Raw genomic sequence first — 26,267 nt, 5'->3', positions numbered from 1 at the left:
CATCCCGAACTTTAACGCGGCATCGTTATTGCGACAGAACCGCAAGGGGTTGGAGCGGATCAAGGCACTGGACAGTCGGCTCCTGGCGAGGGAAGGATACGAATTCAATACGTTGTGGTGGAATCTGAACACTATCTCCAGTTACCTCAAGAACAACGCGCGCACGTTGGTCAACTACGGCGCCCGGCATCGCAAGGGCCTGCCGATCAGCAGCAGCATCGCCGAGTCTGCGGTGAACCAGGTTGTCAGTTACCGTATGGCCAAGAAACGCCAGATGCGGTGGACAGACGAAGGAGCGCACTGCATGGCACAGGTCAGGGTTGCGGTGTTGAACGGGGAATTCTCCCCCCGTCGCATCTCGGCGCTCAAGATTGCCGCCTCGCGTTGCGGCGCATGCGTGCGGGCAGCGTCGGCCGGCGAGGACCGGCCAACGGACAGAACAGACGGTGCAATCATGCCGTAAGCCATGGATACCTAACGAAATCTACCTCCCCAACTCTTGCACGCTCTCCTCTGCAACGACGGATCGGTACAAGGACAAGGCGTCCGGCGAGATGAACAAAGCGACCGAATGGCACCGAGTGTCGTTCTTCGGCCGCTTCGCGGAAATCCTGTTCGAATATCGTAAGAAGAGGGCGTCGGGGAAACGCCTGCCAATTCGCTACTCAAAGTCCAGCCCCCATTTGCACTTCGCGGTTCCGTTTGCTGGCATCACCCGCCGGATCGCGACTGACATGTGCCTCTGGCTTCGAAAACAAAAGTTAAAACAGGTAATCTGTCTATTGAGCAAAGCTGGCGCTCAAATGGAAACGGCGCCATCGTCAGCGCCGTTTCAAAAAGGGGAAGGGGCTTCGCCCACGTCCGTCGAAAGATTCGGGCGGGCCCCTTCGGATCACGAACCCACCTTATGGAGGGCACATGACTTCAGCAAACTGGGGGTATTGGCTGCTTGCGGCCAATTACTTCTGTACAGGCTTGGTCTACGTCGCGTTCGCGGTGCATCACTGACGCTTGTCCGGACGTGCATGTAGCAGACGCTATCACAATCTAGCGTAGCATGTTTGGTTAGCTTAACCTACCCCAAGGCCCATGAAAGTGGGCTTTTCTAGTTGCCGTGGGCTCCATTCGGTGTATTCCCATGACGAAGGTTACAACTTCCCGTCAGCCTCTGAAGTGAGATGTCTATGCCGGTCGCGGCCGACTGGGAGGTTCGATCAGACCGAACGCGTGCGCGAATTGCCGTCAGGCACTGCGACTTTTACTTCCAAAACGCTGCTACTTTTGCTTCATCGCACGCCGTTTAACCATGGGCACGGACGCTACCTGAAAGGGGCCGGCGCGCAATTCCCGCCCTCGAGGAAAGGTGACGGCATCCGACCCGCCGGTCGCCGGCCACGCGAAGGTTTCGGTCTGCCCAGGCGACGCGGTGCAGTTTCGCGTGACGCGCATCGGCGTAAGGTGAGCCGATACGGGAGGCTTGCCGTGCACCAACGCGGGATCGGGTCTCCAACCGGGTGCGCGCGGGTCGACCGGGTATTGCGCACGGGGGAACCGATCGGGTAGGGTGGCGCAGTGAATAACCGCAGGGAGATCAAACCATGAACAAACAGGAACTGGTCGACGCCGTTGCCGCAAAAACCGGCGGAAGCAAGGCGGCCGCCGCCGCCACCGTCGACGCACTGATCGGCACCATCACGGCGACAGTGACGAAGGGCGACACCGTGCAGCTGGTCGGCTTCGGGTCGTTTTCGGCGGGCGCGCGCGCGGCACGGGTTGGGCGCAATCCGGCAACCGGCGCAGAAATCCAGAGAACAACGTCTGACCTCCGGTGGCTAGATTCCAGGGACGCCGCCGGTCGTACCCACTTTAGGAACATCGCTGCTGCCGCGTTCGAGGCCGAAGGCGACGCGCGGGCGCGCCCGAGGGGCGGCGTCGGGCGCAAGCGCATCCGAACAGCATGCGGCGGGGACGCAGCCGTGACTCGCGGCGACGCCAGCGAAGTCTGAAAACACCGGTTTTGAGACGAAGGGACTTGGCAGTGTTGGCTAATCTCGAAAGAATGCGGCACGCGGTGAGCGAGTGGCTGATCACCGGCGGTTTATTGGGTGACGCCAGGTTTTACACACGTGCGGAGTGGATTGCCCGCGGAGAGGAATTTCACGAGGACGCAGCACTCGTGCTGGTCATTGACGGCAGCGCGCGCTTCATACGATGCTGAACTTTGGTGGCGACACCTCAGATTTCGATAATCTGGTTGAGTCGTTTGGATTCTGGTACGAGTTGGGCTATTCGTGGAGCATCGGCTTTTACGCGGAGGACGGTTACGACTTTTCACCCTTGCAGGGATCCTACGCGAGCAAGTTAAAAGACGGGCGCTGGCAACGTAAGGCAAAACTCATCAAGGATCGCGCTGGACATACATGCGAGGACTGTGGCGCCGCCGGGCCTCTGGATGCGCGTCATTGTTACTACGCAAACATGCGACATGGTTTTGAGCCCTGGGAATATCCTCTTGGCGCATTCCGTGCGTTATGCAGGACTTGCCATGAAACCCGCGAGCGTGCGGAGATCCGTATGAGAGCGTTCATGGCCTCACTATCCCAAGCGCAAATGGATTCCGTCCGGAGGGGTTTGGAACACGCTTTCTACTGGTATCAGCCTGATGCGGTGTCAGCGTTCCTCTCAGCGCTAGGGCCAGAGGAACGACACATCGAGGGGGGAACGAAGCATCTGCGTTTGGGACGGACCGACGCGGACCCGTCCTAAATCGCCGGTCAGATAGCAAATTGGATGCAACAACGGGGCGGGACGAATTTGTCGCGGCTCGTGAAGGAAATTGCGTCGCAAAAGCGGGCCTAGTTTAATTGGGATAAGAAGCAGAAAAGCTCTCTCCAATGACGGGGAATCCAAGATCGACAGTGCGCGGCATGGGTGACTCATACAATCCGTGAGGGCACGCGGCCGTCAGCCGGCATGATGCCTGTATTGAAAAGGAACAGAATAATGGGACGATTTGAGGCCGGAAGCGACCAACCGGCGGACCGTGCAGTGAGCTCTACGGTTGAGAAAGGCAACCGCTTTCGTGACTCCGTCGCTGCCGCGTTGCGCACCAAATATCCAGATGCGGAAACAGAAATAAGGATTGGGCATAAAAAGGTCGATGTCGTTTTCTCAAGATTTGATCTAGGACGCACGGATATTATTGGCGTCGGATGCAAGGACTGTGGTGCGACGTTGACAATGTCGGACGTGAACAAGATTTACGCTGACCACGACTCCCTTGTCCGCCAAAATCTGTTGCACCACCTGATCGTCGTGGCGTCCGGTGATGTCACCGCCGACGCCAGAGCCTTCATCAATAATTCGTCCTGGATGAGGTTTCGCACATTCAATCAGCTGGAAGAGGATCTTCTTGGGTTGCGACCGTATATCGAGTCGATTGCAGCGAGTTCTGATGAGCGCGAGCTCGGATCTTATTACGTGGAGGGGAGATTCGAAGGGCAATCCGGAATTGCTCGTGATTACGTGCACCGCTGGCTTGGAGAGTCAAATGCACGACCCCTGGCTATCCTGGGTGGATATGGACGAGGTAAATCAAGCCTGGCGCTCCGGATTGTGTCCTCACAGGCGCGTGCCTATCTGAAGGATGCAACGGAACGGATGCCGATTCTTGTTCGGTTGGGGAAGGTCGTCCACGAGACCCAGCTCGAAGGACTGTTTGGCAAGGAATTTACGGCCCATCAACCGTCGCACGATTTCAAGTTCCGCACGCTCGAACATCTGAACGAGATGGGGCGGCTCTTTATCGTACTCGACGGATTTGACGAAATGAAACACGCGATGTCCGCGAGTGATTTTCGATCGAACTTTCGAGAGTTCAACCGACTTTTGCGGCCGGAAGCAAAGGTATTGCTCCTTGGCCGCCCCAATGCCCTGACCACTGAAGCGCGGCAGCTCGTGTTTCGTGGCCAGCGTATTTACAACGATCAGGTTACGCAGGATCCTCATTACCGGAAGTGGACGGAAATTACTGTCGATTCGTTCAACGATGCGGAGATCGAGCAGTTCCTCCGCACGTACCTGATACACCGGATGAACGAGGCAGGCAGACGAGGACAGGAGGAATTCGTCGAGAGGCGGGTCAAGGAAATCCGTCGTGAAGTGGCTCCCGATCTGCTTTCGCGTCCGGTTCACGCCAAAATTGTGGCTGACCTTGCGGTGGATCCATCCTTCAATCTGCAAGGCTTTACACCTCATACCCTTTATGCGCAGTTCATTCAACGCCTCGTAGAGCGGGACGTAGACGAAAAGCAGGCGAGGAGTCAGATCAGTGTGGAAGATCGCCTGACATTCCAGCGTGAGCTTGCCTGGTGGTGCTGGTCGAGAAATGACGAGGGCCAGGGGTTCTTTGAGCGGGACCAGGTCCCTCTTTCATTGCTGGATGGATTGCCGAATGGTGGGGCCGTCAGCAATGAAACGAAGCTGGCCGAATACCTCGTCTCCACCCTCACGGAGGAGAAAGACGCCGGCGTGTTGTACTTCGCGCATCGGTCTTTCCAGGAATTTCTGGTAACCGAGCGGCTGCGGTTGTTGACTCCTTCTGCTGATCAGCATGTGCAGATCGCGGCGTCTTTGACTCCAGACATTATCGAGTTTCTCGACGCAGCTCCCGACCATGATCATATCACCCGTTGGTACGAAACCATTGGTGCGTGTCCGGGACCACTGCCTGCAGAGTACCTTCGATACTTTCAAATCAATCACGACCTTGTTGTACAGATTCTCGAGTCCGGGGATGGCGAACGAATGACCGTCGCTGATGTTGCCATTATTGGACTTGCGCCGTTGGACGACGAAGCAAGTCCCTCATGGGGGCGCAAACTGATCAATGTGCTCGCGGAAGTCATCACGGTCGGCAAGGAGGATCCAGCGACGATGGCGATCGCATGTCTCTTGCGGCTCCATCTCGAGGATTCAGCTGAACATGCCATCGAGGCGCTGGCGGTAAGCCTCCTCGTCCGGATCGTTCAACGAATGAAGGATGCAGATGAGTCGGCTTCAGGAATTCTGATCCCGGGCAGTCATTTCGGCACTCCAGAAAGAATTTGCGCGGCTGCATTTTCAAAACTGCGTGATCAGAACGTCGGGCGGATGATATCCATTGACACACAGGAAGCGCTGTCGATGGCGGCGGGACACCTCATCGGAAAGGTCGGTCTGATTGCACGTTCGCCCGAAAGAACATCGGACGAGGTTCGTGCGGGGGAGTTGCTTGCTCCAGAGTTCTGCTCCGGTTTGAGCTATATGCCGGCCGAGAAAAAAGTTTCCATCCCGGTCAATACGATTTCGGGGTTAATTCGGGATGACGGCCTGAAACAGACCGTAGCACGGGTGATGCGACATCACGGACAGCGGTTCGACATTGTTGAGTTCGAGGCAAGGCGTAGAAGGCCGACCCACGCTGTAGAAAGCCGATACGCATTCGGAGGGAAGGCTTGAGCGATGCTTTTTGGCGACAAGGAAGAGCGGGCCCGACAAGGCGGAAGGCAGGACGCAGAATGCGACGACTATTTAGATATTTAAGGCTCGCCCAATGAGTTTTTCAGACGAGCATCTTGCGGCGGACGCTGCGGGGCACGATGCCCCCGTCACCCATGTTGATGCGGATTTTTACGATCGTTGGCCGATTGCATCTGCGATCGCCGACACCATATTTTCCGCGCCTGAAACCTGGTCCACCCGCATCGGTGTGTTCGGACAGTGGGGCGAGGGCAAGACGTCCGTACTGCGCCTGCTTGAAAAAGCCCTTCTGACCAGAGGCGCCGTCACCGTCTGGTTTTCGGCATGGGACGCCGATGGCCACGAGGCTGACTTCTGGGCACGTTTTACCCAGGCATTGGTCGAAGGGTTTGAGGAAGCAGAACTGCCGCTGACGATCCGTAGCCGGTTGCGGGCACTTGCTTCGAGGCACCTGTTGTCAGTTCTGCAGGGAGCTGCCGTTGCCGCGCAACTCAAGAGCGTCAAGGTGCCGGATGCGCTCGTTACGCAGACCCACGCGCTTCTTCAGAAATATCTCCATTTGGGGCGTCACGCGATCGGCCGAATGCTTGCGACCGCCCGCGCGAAACGCGTCGTGGTTGTGATTGACGACCTTGACCGCGCAAACCCGCAGGCGATTCCCCAGATTCTGATGGCCGTTCGCGAACTCCTTGATATCCCTGGCTTCGCATTCGTACTTGCGTTCGATCCTTCAGTCGTGGAGAAGTCGTTGGCGGCAAACAATGCCGCCTGGAACGTTGACGGACAGCGATTTATCGACAAGATAATCGACTTTGGCTTCCCGCTATTACGGCCCGACGATTCGTCAATCCGGCGGCTCGCCATCGCAGAATTTTCGCGACTCTGCCCGTTCGTGCCCGTTGATGCGTTGCGGATTATCGTCGACGCTGTTCCGGACAACCCGCGCAAGCTCAAGCTGTTCGCGAGGACAGTGTCGTCCTATTCGAAGGAATCGGGTCGGCATGCGCCGGAGGAATTGAACTGGAATATTGTGCTGCTTCTTACGCTCATGCGGATCGAAGACGATGCCTTTACCCGGAAATTTTTGAGTGTGGTCACGGCCGGCGGATTTGGTTTGGGATGGGAACTGGCCGCGGGCTCTCGAACTGAGCGGGAACAGCGAAAGAAAGAACGTGAAAGCGAACTGTTGAAAGATGTCGCCGAACAGGCCGTTGCAGACCGTCTGCGTAAGATCCTCGTCGTGTGGGACAAGCAGACGGAGCTCGTCGATGCCCGATACATATCGTATCAGGCGTGGTTCGCAATAAGGCCAGATAGTATTACATGGGCGGAATTTGATGCTTTTGTGAAGACATGGAAAGCCGGCCGCGAGCGGGACCTGGTCACCCGGTTTGTTGAAGCCAGAGCGGACGCGACGAAACGGAGGCTGCCGCTGGTCGCAGAAGAGTTTCTGCGAGCGGTGACCCTGAAATACGGAAGCATTCTTGATCGCGCGGGGACTATCGGTGATCAGAAGCAACATGCGCAATGTATTGCAGAGGCCGAAGTTTTGCTGGACCTCTATGCGCAGGCTTTCGATCAGTGTGCCCAGACTCATGGGTTCTTCGACAATGCTGACCGCCTCGCCGCTCTGCGAAGTTTAATTCAGACACGCGGCGCGTGGGCCCATTTTACAATGAACCCTGGCGAGAAGGAGTTACGGGAGGCAGAGGAAACTCTGGTCGTCGGTCTCGCAAAAACCTTCGATGACCCTCTTGCTGTCTTCGAAGGGCTGGGCCTCGGAATGAGCGAAGAGTCGTCTCATCTTGCATCGTCGGCCGCCGCCTACAACCTGACGCGGCAATTGCGCGAAGTCATCGAGCCCTTGTGCGTCGAACAGGCAATTGCCCTGTTTAGATCTTCTGACGGCGTCGTCGGTATAGCCGGCCTGAAGGAACGTCCCGCGCTTCACTATATTTTGTCGTCGCCGAGCAGTTCGTTCTTTGAAGAGGAACACCAAGAGGCGATGACCGCGGTGCTAGCAGATGCCGTTAAACACTCGCATGTAGCTGCAAATGCCGAGCTGTATCTGCAGCGTCTGCTTTCATACGGTGATACCGGTGATCCGTATCTTTCGCAGGCAGACCGGCAAGCGTTTCTTCTGGAACACGCTGCGATGCTTCGCCATCTTTGGACTGCTGCCGTTCAGAGGCCGCGCCAGTTCCGGTTCTTGCAGTCTCTTCGTGATCAACGAAGTGCGCTGATTCGAGCGGGAATCGACGAGGCTGAGCTGATTGAACCGGACTGGCTTCGTCCGGGATGATAAGGGATGCAAGCGATAGATAATCCGAATGGCGTCAGGTGAATCCGCTTTGACCGAGGGATAGTCGCCCGTTGTTCTTGTTCTCAAACGCCGCTACGCCTGTGCCGACGGCGAGCCAAAACAGTAACCACCGGCCTCCGCCGTTAGCGTTCGCGACCGTGGAATGCCCGGCGGAGCACGGAGTTACCCGGCGCCAGCCCGTGAAACGTAGTACGGCGCAGCTATCGTACGTTTTCCGTCCGAATCCAGAAGGCATCCTCAACAAGGCACCCGCGACGCGTCTGGTCGGATTCGTAGGGGCGCGTATGGATCAGCGAATGGACGGCAGGAAAGTCGCCATGGTCGATCATCGAGCAACCAATGGCGCGAATCGTTGCCCGGCGACCACCCGCGTCCGTACACGATATTCGACGATGACCACCACTTCGTCTGGCTCAGCGTTTGGACGGCGAACGCGCTCGTGTGCTTCGACATGCTCCCGTTGCCGCACGCTCATGCGAACGCGCGACCGATAATGGGGCGACCTGCCGAGGTGTGGCTATCGGAATCGGACATCGATCATCTCGTGTGCTATCGCTCCGCGGCGTCCGAGAACGGATCGGCCGGCAACGGCGCCCGTTAGCGCGTTAGCCCGTTGATTGCGTCGGTCGGGCACCCTCACTCGCCCTTGCGTGCCCCGAAGAGCGGCATCCAGAACGGTTTGAACCACTGCGCCCACAGGGGTTCGGGCTTATGCGGATTAACTGGTTCGCCGCTCGGCGACTTGCGCACGAGCAGTTGTTCCAGCGTGGCTTCCGCTATCCGGCGCCCCTCCGTAAAGCTCATATGTGCCGGCATCAGTCGGTTCAGTGCGATCGGATCCGCGAGCAGCGCACGCAGCGCCTGCTCGTCCATCGCTTCGAGTTGCAGTTCGTACTCGATTTGCAGCGTGCTTTGCAATTCGGCCAAAGTCAGCATGTCGTCCGCCTCCGGGGTTCAGCGACGAAGGTTCATCGCTTCTTCGGGCATACTGCCTACGCGACTCGCCATCGACGAGCGGCAGCGGCTGAAGCCGTCTCCACCATGCTGCCGTCCGAGCGCTTCGCGTGCTGCGCTTCGTTCTGTAGATGAGCAGTGTATGGCGCATTTGTGCAAAGCAACAAATACAATTTTCATGCCGATCAGGAGTGGCTGTTCCAGGATGAGTAACGGCCTGTCGACTTCGGCTGACGACGGTCCATCCATGGCCGATGGACTCTGCCTGACGCAACCGGCCGTAGGCGACCCACTTCGGCCCGTCTCCAGCCGATCTCAACGGCGGCGTCCAAAGGTGGATCGGTCGTTCGTTGACCAGCATGGCCAGGTGCGGCAGCCGGCTAATGTGACGGTGCCATGAAAATGCCAACGTACGCAATCGCACACTTCTGCTCGGTTTGGTCTTCGGGCTTCGCGCCCGGAGCACTATTTTTCAGAAGCACGTCCCTCGACTGACAAAACCGGCGCGGAACGTGCCGGCCTGTGCGGCCCGCCGATTTGATTGCGCCAGACCGCATCCTTACTTGCCAGCCACCTCATTGCAGCCATCCGGTCTCCTGATGGTGGCCGTTGCACGTGTTGCAAATTGGGGGTACGTCATGAAACGAATCTGTGCCGCATTCCTTGCGGCAATGCTGAGCGCTACGATCGCGTCAGAATGTCAGGGCCAGTACACGACTGACTGGATAGCGAATACGTTTGGGACTAACGCCACTCACGTAGGTAACGCCGCGCGTTCGATGTGGGTTGCGCCAGAAGGCACCATTTACACTGCTTCCATGTGGGACGAGAACGAGGGCGGCATTGCGATCTACAAGAGTGGTTTGAACGCCGGCAGCCTTGGCGCGCATGGTGAACCACAAGGCAGTGCCATCACCGGCAATGCCACCAAGCTCTGGGCGCCGCGCCAGTGGGGACGCGTGAACGGGGTCTACTCGAGCGGCCTGGTGATCAGATACGACCGGGTGACGGGGGCGTTTGACCAGAACATCCAGGTCTCGTGCGACACCACCGAGCGGCGCGCCGATGTGATCACCGGTATCGCCACCTGGTCCCACTTCTGGGTGGCGAGCGACAACCCGTGCGCGCGCATGCGACTTTACGACATCAATGGCACCTGGCTGCGTGACATTGCCGTGACTGAACCCGGCGCACTAGCATTCGACCGCAATGGCAACATCCTCGTCGCCCAGGAGGCAGAGGGCACCGTCCTTCAGGTCGGCCAGACGGGGACGATCCTGCATACGCTCACCCTGCCCACTGGCGAAGTCCCGCATGCGCTCTACTTCGACCCAACCACGCAGTATCTTTGGATCGGCGACGCAGGACCGGACCAGAACGCGAAGATCTACGACACGCGCACGTGGACACTGAAAAGCACGTTCGGGGTGAAGGGTGGCTATCTGGATACAACGACTGGTACGAAAGGGCAGGTGGGGAGCCTGCGCTTCGCGCGCATCGACGGCATCGGCAAAGACTCGGCCGGCAACCTCTACATCCTTTCCCAGCCGTGGGGAGGTTCATGGGACCATGGCCGCACAGGAGGCACAGACCTCTACGCATACAGCCCGACAGGCAAGCTCCTCTACAACCTGCGTGCACTGAATTTCGAGGCGATAGCCGCTCCCGATCCGGCGACCGACGCAACCCTGTTCTATTCCGGCGTGAACATCTATTCAGGCACAGGTAGTGCGGACTGGAAGTTTGTCGCCAACACGGTTGACCCGTTCACGTATCCGTCCGACCCCCGCCTCGACGTGACTTACCGGGGGCGCGGCCTGCACTTCGGCATGGTTGCGAGCGCTGGAACGAACAGGGTGCTGGTCGCCACTGACCAGAACCCCGACGGCTTCTACTTCTTCCACTTTGACCCCGCCCAGGGCTACACTGCCGTCCCGGATGGGGTATTGCCGGGCACGCTATTCATTGCCACTGCGCTGGTTCGCAACGGCTTCTGCCTCGACAGCAGGGGCGACGTGTGGGCCGGGCTCGACAAGACGAACCGGATCTGGCACTGGCCGCTGACCGGGTTCGATGCGAACGGCAAGCCGTCATGGGGAGCGCCCGTAACCGTGCCGGTTCCTGCATCGATCGGTGACCTGAGCCGCATCATCTACCTGCCCGAAAGCGACACGATGATTCTCGGGCAGCGGATCACGGGCAGCACGGACTGGACCGGCATCGGAACCCGCGTAGAGGTCTACCACGGGTGGCTCGCCGGCAACACAACCAACCCGAACCCGGTTATCACGCTCACCAGCGCCAATCCGAAGTCCCTCACTGCTGCTGGCAACTACCTGTTCGTTGGCTACGTCCACACTGTGCCCAACATCGATGCCTTCAACCTGACGACGGGCAGGTTGGACAATACGTTCATCAACAGCAACCCCAGCAATGTGTACGTCGGCAATGACATGGATTCGATGTACGGTCTTGGATCGTACCTTCGATCGACCGGGGAGTACGTGGTCACGAAGGACAACTACAACGGCTCCAGCATCGTTGTTTATCGTTGGACTCCGTGATCACCCGTGCACGTCGCGCCTACTCCACCGGCCTCAGACCAGCAATCTGGCAAATCGCAGCGCGCAGACAACCACGCGCCGCCAATGGATCGTTGACCGATGAACGGAGAAACTCGCAGTGGAATCACGTCCGTCACATGTCAGGTTACAAGCGGACCTTCGCGACATTCGTTCGAGCGGCAGAAACTGGCCGATGCCTGCCTGACGAGGACGGACAGCACGCGACCCACTCCGGACTGCCACCCGCTGCGTACCTATGGCTGGAGTAAACGTTGGACCGGACACTCAGCGACTAAAGGGTACAGCGCTTTATGTAGCGCCTAGCGCTATTTTAATGGTCTTGATCAATATCGTGCCGTTGTATGGTTTTTTCAGATAGCCCGCAGCGCCTGACGCAAGAGCCTTCTCGCGAACGGCCGGATCGTCGTGTGCCGTAATGAAGATGATGGGCACGCCAGTCGGGGCAAGGCGACGCTGTAGCTCCAGCCCGTCGATCCCCGGCAGCTCATAGTCCAGGATCACGCAGGCGGGCCAACCCGATGTCGACGACAGCGTGCCCAGGAATTCCTCGCCACTGGAAAACGACTCCGCCTTTATCCCGACAGAACGCAGCAAGCGCTTGATGGCGCGGGCAATTGATTCGTCATCGTCGATCACAGCGACGATTTTATTCAGGGTGGCCATATAACGACGCGGTCGCTCCCGGCAAGCTGGCGATTTGTAATTTCAGCTTAACGGGGGATCGGATGATGTGCTATAGGGCTTTGGTCCAGTAGCAGCGCCGTACAGGAGCGATCTGTTCGGCGTCTCGCGAGACTCAAGGACGACTAAGCGCTGGCGGCTCAAGCTCGCAGGTAAGCGGACATTCACGAATGTTCTTTGAACGGCCGTACGTGGCCGATAGCTCCAGTTCGATGAACGTGCCGCCGTGAGGACGTTGGAATTCTCAATGGCAGCTTAGGCGGTTTGTGCGAACGCGTACTGCCGGCCAGTTAGGGATATGAACAAGGTACGCGCTAATGCTCCGCAGAGGATAAGCGCGTATCTTGTTCATCCCCCAGTTACGGCCGTTGGCCCATGCTTTCAGGTGGACCTTCGAACGTCAGCTACGCCCAGACAACGGACCTTCGCGCGTCGACCCTATCCGCGCGTCGTCGGCCATTTCCGACGTTCCCGCCATCGCTGTTCCCCTCCTAACGAATGACCGTTCCGCTGCCTTTGGAAGACTATACCCGCCAGCCTGCTATAAGCTCGAAGATCGTTTAACCGGTAAACGACTTTCATCGCCAGACCGAGATTTTAATCTAGACATTTACACTGTCGGCGTTAGCCAACTCTTGGGTGACAGAGGCCACAAATGGTTCCGCCCCTATTCGATATAACCGAGCCAATCTCGATCCTGTGCACCAGCCTAATGCTCGCCGGAGCGTTCATCGTATATCTTGTTTTCCTTACGTATGGTCTTCGACTTATACGCGACAGGCGACTGGTGCATATCGAGGAGGACACGTCTGGTCCGACGGACGTGGTTATCACGCTCGTCCATGGGACATTCGGGTGGTGGGGGAAATGGACGCAGGCCTCATCTCAGTGTCGCGTCTCACTGGCACGCTCGCTGGCTGGACGCGCTCGATTCTTGGAGTTCCGTTGGAGTGGCTGGAACTCCTTCTCGGCAAGGAATCAAGCTGCCGAGCGGCTACGAATACACTTGCGGCAAGCCCATTCTGAATTCCCCAACGCGAACCATTTCATTATCGCGCACAGCCACGGCGGATCAGTAAGCCTTATTGCGCTAGCCGACGGAGACCTTGCTCGCCAAATCAGCGGTCTCGTATGCTTGGCGACTCCGTTCTTGCACGTCACCCAGACCAGCTTGCCCGGCGTGTTCCGCTATGCGCGAGCCTATGCAGGCATGTTCCTTTTCCTCGTTCTCGTAGGATCGTTGGATAGCGTACTGGGTGCTATTTTCTTGTGGTATTTCGGTCCTCTTCCCGTCTGGCCTTTTTGGGGCGTGCTGATCGGCATCCTAACCGGACTGCTCGCGCTCATTCAATTTCGAGTCGCAACACGCTTGCTTCGTCTTGTCTCCGACCGTGCTACCAAATCGGTTATGGCGGCCGCTGCGGTTCCTTCCCTTGAGGCAAACCAGCTAATGATACTTCGGCATCACGGCGACGAGGCCAGCGCGATTATCGCGACGGGATACATATGGTCATGGTTTGTGACGCGACTTACAGTCGTTGCGACCCGTGCGGTCACTTCCGTGGTACGGGCGTATGAAATGTTGGAGACACCCGATTTCGATGAGGGCATCGACCGCTTGGGCATTTGGGCTTGGCCCGTTTGCTTGCTTCCCATCGGTCTCGTCATCGGAGCGGGTTGGGCTACCATTCTCGCCCATCATTGGCCTGCTTCTACAGTGATCGCGTCCGGCTCGATACCGGGCGTGCTGTTCAGCTGGAAGCATTGGGGACTCGCCCTTATGATCGGCATAGCGTGGACCATTGTTGCGACGCTTACGGTTGGACTACTGATTCACGTATTCGGAGTGCTGCTGTTGGCTCCGTGGTTTTTCGCGGTTGCTCTTCCAGTGATTCTCCTCATTGGACCAGAGTTGATCTTTACAATCGGCCATATGGAGGTTACTGCTGAATCAGCACCACCTGGCAAGTGGATCGTAACCACGGTCAACTTAAGCACGAGTCCCGAGGGACCGCATTCTTCCCGCTTCGGGTTGAAACATAGCCTTCTCTATCAAAATTCAGACGCGCTCGATGAAATAGCTGGCTGGATTGAAGAGCGTTGTCAGCAACCGTAATGGTCACACGCACCGCCGTCTGTCCTAATCGGTGACCACGTGACGGTTTTTTGTGCTGATTTCGATTATCAGCTCCACTCCTTGTAGGTGTCATGTGAACGGAAGTGGATGTCGATAGAGACGGCAGCACGCGTGCACGGATGACCGCCGGACCTCACAAACCGCCGTTCGCGTCGCGCTAGCTCCAACGGCCGGAGTGGGTCGGGAGCACGGATTCGCGGACAGTGAGACCCGACATTCGCGGCCATCGGTGCACGAGCGGCAGGAAAGCGACCTGTAGCCGCCTCACCGACCTCGTCACCTCAATGGCGGCTCAGGCCGATGAAGGGTCGTTGACCTCTAACAAATTTCGCAGGTAAGTCTGGCGCGTGTTGGGCCCGATAAGCCCGTCGCCCCCTTCGATGAATTTCCATTCCGCGATTAGCTGCTGCCTCCTGACACAGGCAGGCCAAACGGCGGCTGCTCTCATGCCGATCGCTTGATGCAGCACTGGCGCCATGTTGAACGCCCAGCTTTTGCTAAACCAATCTCAATAACGCAACTAACCGTCAATTCGCCGCGAGTCACCGCGGGCAATCAACCATAGGCTTTGCAAGAGACGGGGGCATTTTTCAGAAGTGTTATTCGAAAAGCACGGTACGGCGGCCGCTCGATTATGGATCGCATATTACTGCAACGCTTTGATGCCGCCGGTGAAAACGACATGACGTTCGCCGCGCGTTCCGGGCAGGTCGTCCGGTCCGTAAGCTCCCGAAAATCCTCACCATTCGGAATCAGGTGATGTGACACACTCTCACGTACGCCTGCCAAAAGCCGCATCGAGCTGCCGTGCCCGTTTGACCTCGTCGCCCTGCAGGTAGATCGAGGTCGTGGCGATCGATGCGTGACGCAGGTTGTCACGTACGGTCGTCAGCTCCGCGCCGTGGGCGAGCGCGTGCGTTGCATGCGTATGCCGCATCCAGTGTGGACTGGCTCGCCGCAACTTCTCCGCAAGCGGTGGGTGGTCGGCTTCAATCAGTCCAGCCGCCTGACAAAAGAAGCGGCGCATCACGTGCCACAATCGGGCAGGCGTGATGCCGGCGCTGTCTGTTTCGTCGCCCAGTCTGGCCAGCAACGGAACCTTCGGCTGCCAGCGTGCAGGCGTCACTGGCAGGCCGCGTTGCAGAAGCGACTGATCGAGCGCGTGTCGCGCGAGGGGTGGCAGCGCGACCTTGCCTGGCCGGCTGCCTTTGCCGATCAGCCGTAGCCAGTGATCTCCATTCGCATCGGTTAGCACATCGCCCAGCGTTGCGCTGACCAGTTCGCCCGCGCGCAGCCCGGTCGCATACGCGAAATCGAGCATGAAACGCAGTCGCCGCGCGGCGGCGGCCTCCCAGCCATATGACCATTCGAGGCCATCGGCGAGCGAACGCACGATCTGCCATTCGCCGTCCGTAAAGCCGCGGGACGTGTCGAGCGGGGCCACCCGTGTGCGTCCACGAACCTTGACGCCTGCAAAGGGATTGGCGAGCATGTAACGCTGCTCGATCAGCCAGCGGAACAGCGCGCCGAGTACCGATAGTGCGTAGGCGGCCGACCGCGACGAGAGGCTGCGGGCAAACGGGCGCCAGTCAGGTGCGTGACGAGGCCTGGGGGGCCCTACCCAGCGACCGCGAGGCGATGGGGCCAAAAGAAAGGCGCGATAGGCAATTGCGTCTTCGGTTGTCAACGACGACAGCGCGCGGCCGCGTTCGACGATCGCCCAGAGAATCAGCCGTTCTGCCTCCTTGCGGTAGGCGCGCTGTGTCGTTGGCGCCTCATGCAGCGAAAGCCAGGCGTGTACGGCCTCGTAATCGTTGTTCGCGTCGAGTGTGCAGGCGCTGCGCGGCGCGCGGAAGGTCCCGGCGGTGCCGTCGACTCCGGGTGGCACGTGAAGCCGCTCCCACGGCGCTAGGACATCGTGGGACACGCGGTCTCGCGCGTGCACGGCGGTCGGCTGACTGGCGACCAGCGCACGGGCCCGCTCGGTGAGAGTGGGATAGGCGGCGAAGAACGCTTCGATCTGCCTTGCGGTGGCTGCACCAAGCCCCTTGATGGCATGCCACCATTGACGGCGACGCGGCACACGTACGGTGAGATCGCCGAGCGTCACGATGCCATCTATTGTGATAAGAAGGATTATCTTAATAGCGCTGTTTCGAGGTGCGTTTCCTGAAAACCTATCTTTACAAATCGCTGCGGCGCACGTTAGTGAGGGGCGGGGCGAATCCGCTCCGACACACCGACGGTAACTCGCTTTACTCCGCCCGACTGTGGTAAAACAGCGCGCGAATGCGCCGTCCGCTGCGCATGAGTCCATTCGGGAGTAGAGGTTGAGAAGGAAGTCAGACAACGGCTCACAGGTCATCGCGGTACGCGTCGAGCCGGCAATCGAACAGCGACTGAGACTGCTGGCGGAAACCACAGGGCACAGCCAGTCGTTTTTTCTCAAGCAGTTGATCGAGAAGGGCATCGACGCGATTGAAGACACCTGGATGCCGCAGGAAGTGGTTGCGCAAGTCCGCAGCGGGAATCTACCCGCACAGCAGCATGGCTCAACCTTGGATCTGTTCGACAATCTGATTTGTGACCGGTGAGCAAGTGTAGGTGTTCATAATTGCCGCTAGCCGTGTTCACCGGAATGTTAGCGTGGAAGGCGCCGAATGCCTTGCTGCGTAAGGGATAGGGCAAAATCAGCATGATTCGATGCCTGTTGCGATAGTGCAACAATCATGACGAGACTTGTTCAGTAACTCTGCGAGCGTGGCCCTCGGCGGTCCTGGATATCGAACCTCATGAGGGTTGTGATTCGAAAGATGCTTGCCACTATCGGCAGTCGGTATCGAACGGGGTGGCACACGATATCAGGAGCAGCATCTGTTCTTGGTGGACGAGTTCTGGAACAAACTTTAATGCTTGTATGAAGGGATATTCTGAGCGACACGCACGGTAGCGTTCCGCGATGATCCAACTGTGCCGAACGCCCGCTCTAGGAAAAGGAGTATAGCTGCTTCAGGGGTCAGCGCGTTATTCGAAATGAATTGTCGGGCGTGTGCAAGGCACGCTAGCGTCATTAATGATCATGGTAGCGCCCTATGAACAATAGCTAGCAGCAATTCTGAACACCAACAACATGCGCGCGCGTGACGATGCGGAATTCGCCCGGCTGCCAGATCCCGGCGAAACCCAAGAAGTCCTGCAGGTCAGTCCGGTACGCGCGCCGGGTCCGTGGATTGTCGAGATTAGCAAACCACTCGGCCTCGGCCGGCACCGCGGCAAGCTGGTGAAATTCCGCAGCCGTCAGTGGCCGGTCCATCCGTTCGGCGATCGCACGACCGGTAACTAACGATGCCGCCAGGACTGCTTGCCGCCAGTACGAGAAACGCATCGAGAGAGAGGTCATCGGCCGTCAGGCCATTCCTAGGTTGCCCACGACGAGGCATGGATCTGTCGGAGTTTGCTCGGCCATGATTGTCGGCCGCTGCCGGGTCGCCGGAAAGACCCGCCATTTACCGTCTCTGTGACGAACAACTGGTTGCGGGTTTCACTCGAGCGCAAGCGGGATGTGAAGAAGCGATGCAGCGTGGGCGCGCGGGAGCGGTTCGAGGGTTGTGAAAAGATCGATCGTTATGCTATTTTTAGCGATGGTTTGTCAGGATTGCAGATGATGTTGACGTGACGCTTCATGGCGCGGGGCGCCATCCCCATGGTGCTCGCACCAGCGCTGATTGTCAGCAGTAGTGCCGCAGGTTGATCATCGTGTAAGCGAGGGTCTTGAATGCATAGTGAACCGGGCTCAGACGCTCGAAGCGAAGCAGCAGCCGCCGGAACTTGTCCTCCCAGGCGAAGAGCCGCTCGATGGTCCTGAAGCGCTCCTCGAAAATGGCTGGATCAAAGCGCAGTTTGCGGCCCCGCTTCGGCGCTTTACGTCCACGCGGATTTTCGGGAATGTTGGGAATCATGTCCCGGTTGAAAATCGCCTTGCGGTTGGCCCGGCAGTCGTAGACACCGTCCAGGCTGACCGTTGAGCCTTGCAGGTCCATGCCAATGGCGCGGGCCATGTGGTCCAGTCTAGGCAGCGCGTCACGCAGCAGCGGCGATTCGTTGCGGTTGCCCGGGGCAGAAACGAATGGTGCGATCACGTTGCAGCGGCGATCGCAGAAGGCGACCACCTTGTCGCCTTTCAGGTGCTTGTGTCCGCTGTACCCCAGGTTGTCGCCGCCCTTCTTCGCGGCAGTGGTCGTGCCGTCGCCGTGAATGACCGTGAGATCGAGGAGCTGGCCCTGATGAAGCTTGCGCACGGAGCCGGTAAAGATCCTGTCGATGCAGCCATCGGCCTGCCATCGCCGCAACGCCCGATATATGCGCGTGTAGTGGATTTCAGGACGACCTTCGGCATTCGTTTCAATCGGCAGCATCTTCCACTGACACCCCATGTATAGCAGTTGCAGGACGTAGTTGAAGACTTTGTGCAACGACAGTGTGGGCGGCGGTCCGCGTCGACCCATGCTCAGATGCGGCAAGACAAATTGCTCGAACTGCTTAACGCTCAATTTCGTTGGAATCGGTTGCCCGCATTGACTTCCAGCCATCCGTGCCACCCACAAATCCGGACTTTAACCGATCAGGCAGCGCAGATCACCAGATCCAGTCCTGATGCGGCTCGCAGACAAATTTAGCCGCCTCAGAAAACCCGCAACCAGTTGGTTATCAAAATTCTGGCATAGGCGATCTTGACAGAGCTTCGCTCATAGAAGTGTGATCCACCGTCGACGTTACTGCTGCGCCGCCCTCAGGAAATTCATGCGTCCATGCAACAACCCGAAACCCAACATCGCTATTGACACGCAAAGTCATATCAATACCAGCGAACCGCGCAGCTGATGACGACAGCAGGGAAGCGGTGACCGTGATAAAGCGATTTTCTCTTCTTCATCACTTCATTCTACCGCCGCTTCCCCAATAACTTGACAGAGCCCTGTCACAACATAGGCTCGTGCAGGTGATGAGGGTCCGCGATCATCTCTGCAACGCGCCTGATCCCTTCCCGGCAGCCCTCTCTGCTTTGCGGACCACCCAGGCAGAGACGGATTGCGTCTGGCGGGTCGCCGTCAGTTGAGAATGCGGCGCCAGCGACTGCGGCGACATTTTTTTCTCGAAGCATTATTGCCAACTCTGAGACGCTCAGGTTTGTATCAGGAGGACACGTCAGCCACAAGTGGAAGCCATCAGGGTTGGCCATAAACGAGAATTTCGCCAACTCGCTCGCCGCAATGGCTTGCCGCGCGTTCGCTTCGGTTCGGATGGCATCTAGCATCTGCTTTGCTGTTCCGTCCTCAATCCATCGGGTCGCGAGACGCACAGTGAATGGACTGGCCATGACTGAGGTGGCCCGTAGCGCGCTGGTCATACGCTGGGTCTTTCGTGCTGTCGGGCCGCTCAGATAGGCCACCCTCAGTCCCGCTCCGAAGGTCTTCGAGAATCCTGTGACGTAGTACGTGAGTTCAGGCGCCAACGACGCAATCGACGTGGGCGCTTTGCCCGGCAGCAGCCCATATGCGTCATCTTCGATGATGGGCACGTTGTGACGCAATGCGACCTCTGCCAACGCCTGTCTGCGATATGTCGATAGCGTAAGCGTGCTCGGGTTCTGAATCGTCGGATTGCAGTAAAACGCACGAGGCGCAGCGGTCTTGCAGAGCGCCTCAAAGGCATGTGGCAGCGGGCCTTCGTCATCGCGGGCAATTGCTTGCAGACGGACACCCAGCTGCGAGCAGATCGCCTTGATGCCCGGATAGGCCAACGAATCGAGACATATCGTTTCGCCGGGGCGGGCCAACTGGGAGACTAGCGCGACAAGGGCGCTATGGATGCCGGGGCAGACCAGGACCGTATCTTCGTTGCGGCCCGGTGTCATTCCGGACAACCAATTGCGCCCGGCGGCCCGATCCGCAGCGGTGCCCCCAAAATCCTGATATCTCAGAAGCTGGTAGGGGTCCGCTTCCCTCAGCAGCTCCGACGCAGATTCTCTCAGCCTGCCGGCAAGTTCAAAAGGCTCCGGAGGCATGTTCATCGACATTTCAACGGCCGCACTCTCTGAGACGATTGCTCTCGCAATGCCTTTGACGAAGGTGCCGCTTCCAGCGCGCGTATCAAGCAGCCCGCGCTTGCGCGCTTCCGCGTAAGCGCGCGAAATCGTCGTGTAGTTAAGGGATAGGGCGTCCGCAAGTTCGCGCATGCCGGGCAGGCGGTCGCCCGAGCGCAGGCGGCCGCTTGCAAGGTCATCGGCTATGAGATCAGGAATTGCCAGATATGCGGGCTTGCGACTTTCGTCCAGCGTCTTGAGCCAGTGATGTTTGGTGTTCGGCATATAAATCAGATTCAGGCAGTGGCGGCCTTAAAAATAGCACGCCCAGCACGCGATGCAATCAAAATATTGCATTCAGCCCGACAAGTGATCGCATTGATCATATGCGTGCACGCATTTCGACAAGCTCGCACCACTCTGGGTCGACCTTTCCCATTGCGTGTGCGTCCCAGTCTATGTCAGACGGACCCCCAGCCAGAGAGGGGTTGCGGCTTTTTAGCGGGTTTAAGTTTTTTTTGGCACCGTCCGTTTTTCGCCGTCGGAATGATCGGATAGTGATCGCATCTGGTCTGCAAATGATTGGCATAGCTGTTGCATTAGATGGAGCACCGGGATCCCCCGGCTGTTCCATCAACGACTCATTCGGAGAGTGCTATGCCCGCAGTCAATACGCCCCTTCACAAAGCTGGCGACTATCTGGTCGATTACGAGGAGAAGGTCTTCGAAGACGTGAAGGCCGAACCCGGCGAAAAGGCATTGGTGACGTTTCACACCGTAGCATTTGAAGGCTCGATTGGCTTTGTGAACCTGTTGCAAGCGACGCGTCTGCAACGAAAGGGATTTGAGACCTCTGTGTTGCTGTACGGACCCGGCGTCACGCTCGGTTTGCAACGCGGTTTCCCGACTCTCGGCGACGAAGCTTTCCCGGGGCACATGAACTTCAACAAGCAGCTCGTCAAATTCATGGAAGAGGGTGGCAAGGTGTACGCATGCCGCTTCGCGCTGCAGGCGCTCTACGGACAAGGTGAAGCATCTCTGATTGAAGGCATTCGACCCATCAATCCGCTTGACGTGCTTGATCTGCAACTCCTGCATCGAAAAGAGGATGCGCTGGTCATTCACACCTGGACCGTTTAAGGCGCGAGAAACATCATGTCCGATACAAGGTCCGACAAGCGCGTCATTCGCGCGGCCGCCGTTCAGATCACGCCAGATTTTGAGCGTTCGGGTGGAACGGTCGAAAAAGTCTGCTCGGCGATCGACGAGGCAGCTAGTAAAGGGGTGCAGTTGATTGTATTCCCCGAAACCTTTGTTCCGTACTACCCGTATTTTTCGTTTATTCGGACACCGGTTGCATCCGGACCCGAACACATGAAGCTCTACGAAGAAGCCGTGGTAGTGCCGGGCCCTGTAACGCATGCAGTCTCAGAGCGAGCTCGCATGCATCGGATGGTGGTCGTGCTCGGTGTCAACGAGCGCGATCACGGAAGCCTCTACAACACGCAGCTGATTTTCGATGCTGATGGCCGCCTGGTTCTGAAGCGCCGAAAAATCACGCCGACATTTCATGAACGCATGGTCTGGGGGCAGGGTGACGCAGCTGGCCTGAAAGTAGCCAGTACCAATGTCGGGCGCGTTGGCGCGCTTGCATGCTGGGAGCATTACAACCCTCTCGCCCGATATGCCCTGATGGCGCAGCACGAAGAGATTCATTGCAGCCAGTTTCCCGGGTCGCTCGTAGGCCCGATATTCGCCGATCAGATTGAGGTGACGATCCGGCACCACGCGTTGGAATCCGGCTGCTTTGTTGTAAATGCCACGGGCTGGTTGACGGATGCCCAGATCGAGTCGATGACCTCTGACCTGAAGCTCCAGAAGGCGCTGCGCGGTGGTTGCAACACGGCAATCATTTCGCCAGAGGGGCAGCACGTCGTCGAGCCTCTGCGTGAGGGCGAAGGGATGGTGATCGCGGATCTTGATATGTCTCTTATCACCAAACGCAAACGGATGATGGACTCGGTTGGGCACTATGCACGCCCCGAGCTTCTCAGTCTGCAAATCAATGATCGTCCTGCCGTTCCCATGGAGCCGATGAACGGACTTGAATTGGCGGCCGCAGGCAACGGGGCACCCGGTGGGGAAACAAATGAACGCGAATGAAAATCTCTCCGAGGCAAGTCGGAAGCTGATGACTGAACTCCAGTCTTGCGGTTTGCGGCTTGTCGATCCGCGCGCCGGCGCCGCAAGCCGTCGCGGTGGTGCTGGGCCGTCGGACCATAAGGCAGTGATCGTTGACGGGGTAACCATTATGGTCCCCGTCCACACGAGCACCGCCTGGAACTCGCCTTTTGTGGCGGACCAGCCAGACGAAAGCGGTTCGAGCAAGCTGCTGCGTGGAAGTATCCCAATCGCTAGCATCAGCTTTCCGAAGGCGCCGCGCTTTTACGACCTGACGACTCAAGACGGCGTCCCATACTCGCACATCGCGACGCTGCACAGCGCGGATGTGTTGGCGACAACCGTTCTGCAAACCTGTATCCGGTATGAAAGTCGCCGCAAGACCTGCAAGTTTTGCGCGATTGGCCAGTCTCTTGCGGCGGGGCGCACTGTTGCGCACAAGTCGCCCGAGCAGCTCGCGGAAGTAGCGCGCGCTGCCGTTGAACTGGACGGCATCAAGCATATGGTTCTGACGACGGGCACGCCGCCGACGCCTGATCGAGGCGCGCAGGTCCTTTGCGAGAGCGCAGCCGCAATCAGGGCCGCAGTGGACATTCCAATCCAGGCGCAATGCGAGCCGCCTGACGATGACGTCTGGTTCGAGCGGATGAAAGCCAGCGGAATTGACGCCCTCGGCATGCATTTGGAAGTCGTCACACCTGAGGTACGCGCCCAGATCATGCCGGGCAAAGCGAGCGTGCCGCTATCGCGCTATATGGACGCATTCAAGTCAGCGGTGGCTGTCTTTGGTCGAGGTCAGGTGAGCACATATATCCTTGCAGGCCTCGGCGACAGCGCACAGGCAATCCTCGATATTGCGCAAGAACTGATTGGTATTGGCGTCTATCCATTCGTGGTCCCGTTCGTTCCCATCAGCGGAACACCGCTTGAAGATCATCCAGCTCCAACTCCGGAATTCATGAAATCGATACTTGCACCGATTGGGGCGATGCTGCGCGACGCCAACATGCGCTCCGCCGACATCAAGGCTGGCTGCGGCAAGTGTGGCGCCTGTTCGTCGCTGTCTTCGTACGAGGCCTAGCCATGTTCTGTGAAGACAACTACCGCGACGATGTCCAGTTGGCGTTCTCGCCAAACGAATACCGGATCAAGTGGGCCACGTTGCCATGGGAGATTGAGCAGGCGCATAAACTCCGGCGAGCAGTCTTCTGTATCGAACAAGGTATTTTTGTGGGCGACGATCGGGACGAAGTGGATGCACGCGCACAGTTGCTTGTCGCGGTTAGCTGTGTAGCGGGGCTGCCCGAGCAGGTCGTGGGTACGGTTCGCATTCACGAGACAGGCCCGCGCGAATGGCTCGGATCCCGGCTCGCGGTCCATGCCGCCTTCCGCCGTCACGGGAAAATCGGGTCTACGCTGATTCGCCTTGCTGTCACGAGCGCTCACGCATTGGGTTGTGATCGGTTTCTGGCGCACGTTCAAAGTCAGAACGTACCGCTTTTCCGCCGGTTGCGGTGGGACGTTCTGGGCGAAGAGACCTTGCTCGGTCGCCCGCATCAATTGATGCAGGCTCAGCTCGATCACTACCCGCCCTGCGTCACTCCTCAGTCGGGCTTCGTCGTTCGGGCTGGGGTGCCGCGATGAGTGTCGCTTCAATAGCCGAGCGCCTGCGAGCCAGCCGTGGCTTTGCCCACAAGAACGACATTTCCGATGTCGTAGCTTCGCTGTCTGCGAATATGCCGGGAGGCCGCGACGATCTGGCACAGGCGGTTGCTGTGGGTGATGACTGTGCCGCGATTCCCGATGGCGACGGCTATCTACTGTTTGCAATCGAAGGCCTTGTTAGCGACTTCGTCAACACGATGCCCTGGTTCGCCGGTTATAGCGGAGTGATGGTGAATGTGAGCGACGTGTACGCCATGGGTGGTCGTCCAATCGCCGTGGTGGATGCTCTATGGAGTCGCGGGATCGAAGGCGCGAACGAGGTAATAGCAGGAATGGCGGCGGCGTCTGTGGCGTACGGCGTTCCTTTGATTGGCGGACACAGCAACACTCGCTCTGAAGAAGCGCAACTTGCAGTCGCAATCCTGGGTCGTGCGAAGAAGCTCCTGACGAGCTTCAATGCGCGACCCGGAGACCGCTTGCTCATGGTTGCAGATTTGCGCGGCGGATTTGAAGATCCTTACCCTTTCTGGAATGCGTCGGTGAAAGCGCCTGCCAACCGACTGAGAGGGGATCTTGAAGTTTTGCCGGAACTTGCAGAATCGGGCATGTGCGACGCCGCCAAGGACATAAGCATGGCAGGTGCGCTAGGTACCGCGATGATGCTTCTTGAATGTTCTTCCGTTGGGGCCACCATTGATCTGGATAGCATACCTCGACCAGCGGGTGTGGACTTTTTCCGATGGCTCACGGCTTTTCCGAGCTACGGATTTATCTTGTCCGTTCGGGAGGGCAACGTTGACGCGGTAATCCGGAGCTTCACGGAGAGGTCGCTGGATTGCTCAGTCATCGGGACCGTTGACGCCTCTAGGCGGGTAGTAATCACGCAGGACGGCGAGTCGGGTCTGCTTTGGGACTTCAGTGACAAACCTTTTATCGGCCCCGGACATCGGAGTGCGGCATGACTTCAACCCGCATGCTTCGCATTGGGCTGCTGACACACTCCGTCAATCCTCGTGGTGGGGTTGTACACACCCTTGAACTCGGAAAGGCACTTGTCGAAGCTGGGCACGACGTGACAATTTTTGCGCCGGCGCAGGAGGGTGAAAGAATGTTTCGCCCTTCGAGCTGCCGAGTTGTTCTCGCGGTTGTTGATGAAGCACCGACCAATACCATTGACATGGTCGATGGGCGAATTCGTGCGTTAAAGCGAGTCCTGCGCTCAAATGGCGCCGGCGAATTTGACATCCTGCATGCGCAAGACAGCATTAGTGGCAACGCATTGGCAGAGATGAAGCAAAGCGGCGAGATTCGCGGCTTTTTTCGCACTGTGCACCATCTTGATCAATTTCCCGAGCCGAAACTCTCTTCCTGGCAGCGACGCGCCTGGAAGGACGCCGACAGGGTTCTTTGCGTGAGCGAAACATGGACGCGACGGATGCAAGGGGAGTTCGGTGTCACCGCGTTAGCCGTGCCGAATGGGGTAGACACGCAACGGTTCAGTCCGGTCGCTCAGGGAGACGTTGAACTCCTGAGGCCCTTCGGCATTCATCGCTCGCCCGTCGTGCTCGCTGTTGGTGGCATCGAAGAACGAAAAAATACTCTGCTTCTTCTTAAGGCAGTTGCGCTTCTGCGCGAAGGCGGTACGGACGTCCAGCTCGTGATTGCTGGCGGTGCGAGTTTGCTCGACCACAATAAGTACGTTTCCGGTTTTATCAGACTTGCAAGCGAACTCGGCCTAAGCGTCGGCGCTGGAGAAGCAGTCGTGCTGACCGGTGCGTTGACGGACGCAGCAATGTCGGCGTTCTACCGGCGTGCTGACGTGCTGGCGATGGTTTCGCTTCAGGAAGGTTTTGGGCTTGCTGTTCTGGAAGCACTGGCCAGTGGAACGCCAGCGGTTGTGTCGAAGATTCCGCCGTTCACCGAATACCTGAATGATGCCGTCTGTTCGTGGGCCGATCCGAAGGACCCGGCGACCATTGCCAAGGCATTGCTCGATGCGCTGGACGCGCGCGACAGCATCGACTTCGTACACGCGGTTCCCGCGCTGCTCGACCGGTTCAGCTGGTCTGCCAGTGCACGCCGACATTCTCAACTTTATGAGCAATGGCTGGCCACGCAGTCAATTGCCAATCAATGAGG

General features: G+C 58.2%; 16 protein-coding genes and 5 pseudogenes. 14 read left to right on the top strand and 7 right to left on the bottom strand.

All coding sequences use genetic code 11. The features are described 5' to 3' along the window. Nucleotides 1-169: 169 nt before the first annotated feature. From PQR42_RS34705 to PQR42_RS34685, 5 genes and pseudogenes are all read left to right on the top strand, one after another. Nucleotides 170-340 (top strand): annotated as a pseudogene (locus PQR42_RS34705) (ISKra4-like element ISBte2 family transposase); the annotation flags it as partial. Between the two features lie 130 nt (nt 341-470). After that, nucleotides 471-641 (top strand): annotated as a pseudogene (locus tag PQR42_RS34700) (single-stranded DNA-binding protein); the annotation flags it as partial. A 957-nt stretch (nt 642-1,598) separates the two neighbouring features. Further along, nucleotides 1,599-1,808: pseudogene (locus PQR42_RS34695) on the top strand (HU family DNA-binding protein); the annotation flags it as partial. Between the two features lie 1,195 nt (nt 1,809-3,003). Then, nucleotides 3,004-5,499 (top strand): NACHT domain-containing protein, encoded by a 2,496-nt coding sequence (locus PQR42_RS34690; protein WP_408494870.1) that lies wholly within the window; start codon nt 3,004-3,006, stop codon nt 5,497-5,499. Between the two features lie 94 nt (nt 5,500-5,593). Beyond that, nucleotides 5,594-7,822 carry a KAP family P-loop NTPase fold protein gene (locus tag PQR42_RS34685; RefSeq protein ID WP_408494868.1) on the top strand — a complete coding sequence of 743 codons (2,229 nt, stop codon included), beginning with the start codon at nt 5,594-5,596 and terminating at the stop codon, nt 7,820-7,822. 657 nt (nt 7,823-8,479) lie between these two features. Here the strand turns inward: PQR42_RS34685 and PQR42_RS34680 are convergent. Then, complete coding sequence (locus PQR42_RS34680) at nt 8,480-8,779, bottom strand: hypothetical protein (protein ID WP_408494866.1); 300 nt, start codon at nt 8,777-8,779, stop codon at nt 8,480-8,482. A 656-nt stretch (nt 8,780-9,435) separates the two neighbouring features. Between PQR42_RS34680 and PQR42_RS34675 the strand changes: the two genes are divergently transcribed. Next, nucleotides 9,436-11,361 (top strand): YncE family protein, encoded by a 1,926-nt coding sequence (locus PQR42_RS34675; RefSeq protein ID WP_408494864.1) that lies wholly within the window; start codon nt 9,436-9,438, stop codon nt 11,359-11,361. Between the two features lie 309 nt (nt 11,362-11,670). Here the strand turns inward: PQR42_RS34675 and PQR42_RS34670 are convergent, their stop codons facing one another. Further along, the gene (locus PQR42_RS34670) at nt 11,671-12,045 is read right to left on the bottom strand and encodes a response regulator transcription factor (protein WP_408494862.1); all 375 of its coding nucleotides are present in this window, start codon (nt 12,043-12,045) and stop codon (nt 11,671-11,673) included. 1,168 nt (nt 12,046-13,213) lie between these two features. On the opposite strand from PQR42_RS34670, the gene PQR42_RS34665 reads away from it, so the two are divergent. Beyond that, nucleotides 13,214-14,179 carry a hypothetical protein gene (locus tag PQR42_RS34665; RefSeq protein WP_408494860.1) on the top strand — a complete coding sequence of 322 codons (966 nt, stop codon included), beginning with the start codon at nt 13,214-13,216 and terminating at the stop codon, nt 14,177-14,179. A 793-nt stretch (nt 14,180-14,972) separates the two neighbouring features. On the opposite strand, the pseudogene PQR42_RS34660 reads toward PQR42_RS34665, so the two are convergent. Continuing rightward, nucleotides 14,973-16,316 (bottom strand): annotated as a pseudogene (locus PQR42_RS34660) (site-specific integrase); the annotation flags it as partial. A 214-nt stretch (nt 16,317-16,530) separates the two neighbouring features. Between PQR42_RS34660 and PQR42_RS34655 the strand changes: the two are divergent. After that, nucleotides 16,531-16,794, top strand: a complete 264-nt coding sequence (locus tag PQR42_RS34655; RefSeq protein WP_408494858.1) for a YlcI/YnfO family protein — start codon at nt 16,531-16,533, stop codon at nt 16,792-16,794. Between the two features lie 509 nt (nt 16,795-17,303). Here the strand turns inward: PQR42_RS34655 and PQR42_RS34650 are convergent. The 4 genes and pseudogenes from PQR42_RS34650 to PQR42_RS34635 all read right to left on the bottom strand — a co-directional run bounded on the left by PQR42_RS34650 (nt 17,304) and on the right by PQR42_RS34635 (nt 20,567). Further along, complete coding sequence (locus tag PQR42_RS34650) at nt 17,304-17,600, bottom strand: hypothetical protein (RefSeq protein WP_408494857.1); 297 nt, start codon at nt 17,598-17,600, stop codon at nt 17,304-17,306. 328 nt (nt 17,601-17,928) lie between these two features. Continuing rightward, the gene (locus PQR42_RS34645) at nt 17,929-18,750 is read right to left on the bottom strand and encodes an IS5 family transposase (RefSeq protein WP_408494855.1); all 822 of its coding nucleotides are present in this window, start codon (nt 18,748-18,750) and stop codon (nt 17,929-17,931) included. A 308-nt stretch (nt 18,751-19,058) separates the two neighbouring features. Next, nucleotides 19,059-19,133: pseudogene (locus PQR42_RS34640) on the bottom strand (IS6 family transposase); the annotation flags it as partial. A gap of 45 nt (nt 19,134-19,178) precedes the next feature. Beyond that, nucleotides 19,179-20,567: an aminotransferase-like domain-containing protein gene (locus PQR42_RS34635; RefSeq protein WP_408494853.1), complete on the bottom strand. Its 1,389-nt coding sequence runs from the start codon at nt 20,565-20,567 to the stop codon at nt 19,179-19,181. Nucleotides 20,568-20,939: 372 nt separating this feature from the next. On the opposite strand from PQR42_RS34635, the gene PQR42_RS34630 reads away from it, so the two are divergent. Genes PQR42_RS34630 through PQR42_RS34605 form a run of 6 tightly spaced genes read left to right on the top strand, consistent with a single transcriptional unit; the run spans nt 20,940 to nt 26,265 of the window. After that, nucleotides 20,940-21,422, top strand: a complete 483-nt coding sequence (locus PQR42_RS34630; RefSeq protein ID WP_323047447.1) for an MSMEG_0572/Sll0783 family nitrogen starvation response protein — start codon at nt 20,940-20,942, stop codon at nt 21,420-21,422. Between the two features lie 15 nt (nt 21,423-21,437). Beyond that, nucleotides 21,438-22,445, top strand: a complete 1,008-nt coding sequence (locus tag PQR42_RS34625) for a Nit6803 family nitrilase (protein ID WP_408350297.1) — start codon at nt 21,438-21,440, stop codon at nt 22,443-22,445. Next, nucleotides 22,432-23,544 carry an MSMEG_0568 family radical SAM protein gene (locus PQR42_RS34620; protein WP_408494851.1) on the top strand — a complete coding sequence of 371 codons (1,113 nt, stop codon included), beginning with the start codon at nt 22,432-22,434 and terminating at the stop codon, nt 23,542-23,544. The genes PQR42_RS34625 and PQR42_RS34620 overlap by 14 nt, the downstream gene beginning before the upstream one ends. A gap of 2 nt (nt 23,545-23,546) precedes the next feature. Then, nucleotides 23,547-24,107 (top strand): MSMEG_0567/Sll0786 family nitrogen starvation N-acetyltransferase, encoded by a 561-nt coding sequence (locus PQR42_RS34615; RefSeq protein ID WP_408494849.1) that lies wholly within the window; start codon nt 23,547-23,549, stop codon nt 24,105-24,107. Continuing rightward, nucleotides 24,104-25,090 (top strand): sll0787 family AIR synthase-like protein, encoded by a 987-nt coding sequence (locus tag PQR42_RS34610; protein ID WP_408494847.1) that lies wholly within the window; start codon nt 24,104-24,106, stop codon nt 25,088-25,090. The genes PQR42_RS34615 and PQR42_RS34610 overlap by 4 nt, the downstream gene beginning before the upstream one ends. Next, nucleotides 25,087-26,265, top strand: a complete 1,179-nt coding sequence (locus PQR42_RS34605) for an MSMEG_0565 family glycosyltransferase (protein ID WP_408494845.1) — start codon at nt 25,087-25,089, stop codon at nt 26,263-26,265. The genes PQR42_RS34610 and PQR42_RS34605 overlap by 4 nt, the downstream gene beginning before the upstream one ends. Nucleotides 26,266-26,267 lie beyond the last annotated feature (2 nt).

It is taken from the genome of Paraburkholderia sediminicola, assembly GCF_046027355.1.
Classification (GTDB): Bacteria; Pseudomonadota; Gammaproteobacteria; order Burkholderiales; family Burkholderiaceae; genus Paraburkholderia; species Paraburkholderia sediminicola_B.
The sequence above is the reverse complement of the archived record's forward strand: the minus strand, read 5'-3'. Positions and strand labels throughout refer to the sequence as shown.